This is a genomic window from Methanosarcina sp. (assembly GCF_035390745.1).
Lineage (GTDB): Archaea > Halobacteriota > Methanosarcinia > Methanosarcinales > Methanosarcinaceae > Methanosarcina.
Map to the genome: position 1 here is coordinate 185 of NZ_DAOOUJ010000072.1, position 2056 is coordinate 2240.

The following is a 2056-nucleotide window of genomic DNA, read 5'->3' on the forward strand; positions in this document are numbered from 1 at the left end:
GAATTTGAATTAAACCTGAATTTGAATTAAACCTGAATTTGAATTAAACCTGAATTTGAATTAAACCTGAATCAAACCTGAATCGAATAAAAACGAATTTCAAATAAAACATTCAACAGAAAGTGCATAAAATGTTTATCCGCGCACTCATTGTAGATGATTCTGCTTTGATTCGCAAAGTTCTTTCCGATATTCTGAATCAAGACCCGAAGATCAGTGTTATTGGAACTGCAGTCAATGGAAAGGATGGTCTTGAAAAAATAAAGAGGCTTAAGCCCGATGTAGTACTTCTTGATAATATAATGCCTGTCCTTGACGGCCTTAAGACTCTTTCCCATATCATGAAAGAATTCCCGACTCCTGTAGTTATAGTGTCAGCTCTTGGGGAAAGAGCTGAAGAGATTACCCTGACAGCTTTTGAGTATGGAGCAGTAGAAGTAATCGAAAAGCCCGCGGGTATTCTCAGTCAAAGCATGCCTGAGATGGCAGAAGAAATTTGCAGGAAAGTCAGAACAGCTTCAAAAGCTAATCTTAAAAACCTTGGATGCATGCGAGATTTCGAATCCCGGAGTTCTGAAATCAGTCCGAAAAAAGAGAACTGGCTCAGGGAAAGATCAGGCTCTGTTAGAAATGTTCTGGCCATAGGCGCCTCTACAGGAGGACCAAGAGCTCTGGAAAAACTAATAGGCTCGCTTCCCGCTGATATCCCGGCGGCAGTTCTTGTAGTGCAGCACATGCCCCAGGGTTTTACGGCATCCCTCTCTAAAAGACTTGATGAAAAGTCAGCCCTCAGGGTAAAAGAGGCACAGGAAGGAGATATTGTAGAAGAAGGAACTGTGCTTATAGCCCCGGGTAATTATCATATGGAAATTTCGCGGAATAAAGTAAACGGCTTTGAGGAAAATACAGTGCATCTGTCTTGTGGACCTAAAGAATTGGGGTCCAGACCCTCAGCAAATGTCCTTTTCAGATCAGTTGCCTCGATTTACGGCTCCAGAGTTATTTCCCTCATCCTTACGGGAATGAACTGCGATGGAGCGGATGGGGCTGAAGAGGTTAAAAAGATGGGTGGTAAAGTAATCGCAGAAGCCCGGAGTTCATGTGTGATATACGGAATGCCTGGGGAGATTGTAAGAAGAAACCTGGCAGATCTCGTGCTTCCTCTGGATAAAATGGCTGAAGAAATTCTCAAAATAGTCAAATGAACTTTAAATAGAATAATTTAATAATTTTTTAGTTACCGGAAATTCAGGTAAATCTCAGAATCACAAATGTTTATAAAAGGCAGGCAAAATCATGGACATTTCTAAGTATGTAAGCATTTTCAGGTCCGAATCTGAAAAAAATATTAAAGAAATGAGTGATTCCCTGCTGGAGCTCGAACAGAACCCTGAAAATATGGAGCAGATGAATGTATTATTTCGTTCAGCCCATACTTTCAAAGGCATGGCTGCAACCATGGGGTTCAAACAAATTGTTGAATTAACACATGAGATGGAAAGCCTGATTGATAGATTCCGTACAGGAAGGCTGACCCTCGACTCTTTTTTAATTGATATCCTTTTCGAATGTCTGGATTCTCTGGAAGGGCTTGTTGAGAAAGTCTGCGCAGGCATGGAAAACAAAACCGAAGAAAGAAAAAACAGTAGAATTGAAGGCAATAACTCTTATCCTGATGCAGAAAATATTTTGAAAACTCTCAGGAGTTTGAATAATCCCTCAGAAGAAGCTCTCCATCAAAAAAACGAATCATATGCCCTTTCCCTGGATAAAAGAATAGGGAGAAAAGAAGAAAAAATAGAAAAAGAGGAAGGAGAAAGGGAAAAAGGAGAGGAAAGAGAAGGAGAAAAGGAAATTAGAGAGGAGAAAGAAAAAGAAGGAGAGGAAAGAGAAGGAGAGGAAAGAGAAGAAGAGGAAAGAGAAGGAGAGGATTTAAAGGGAGAAAAAAAGGAAGAAAAGAAACTCGAAAGTATAAAGGATGAGCAGAAAGAAAAAAAGAGTTTTATTTATACTGGAACGGATTTCGAAGTAAAAAACATACAAAGCTCAAGAATAC

The 2056-nt window shown here is 39.8% G+C and carries 2 protein-coding genes; both read left to right on the forward strand.

The features are described from left to right. Nucleotides 1-131 precede the first annotated feature (131 nt). Entirely contained in the window at nt 132-1205 is a 1074-nt protein-coding gene (locus PLL47_RS13025; RefSeq protein ID WP_324446782.1) for a protein-glutamate methylesterase/protein-glutamine glutaminase, read from the forward strand. A 91-nt stretch (nt 1206-1296) separates the two neighbouring features. Next, on the forward strand, nt 1297-2056 hold a 760-nt coding region (locus tag PLL47_RS13030; protein WP_324446764.1), incomplete at its 3' end, for an Hpt domain-containing protein.

What these genes read in the sequence shown, in the direction of transcription:
- PLL47_RS13025 (WP_324446782.1), top strand. Translation starts at nt 132, where the DNA reads ATGTTTATCCGCGCACTCATTGTAGATGATTCTGCTTTGATTCGCAAA.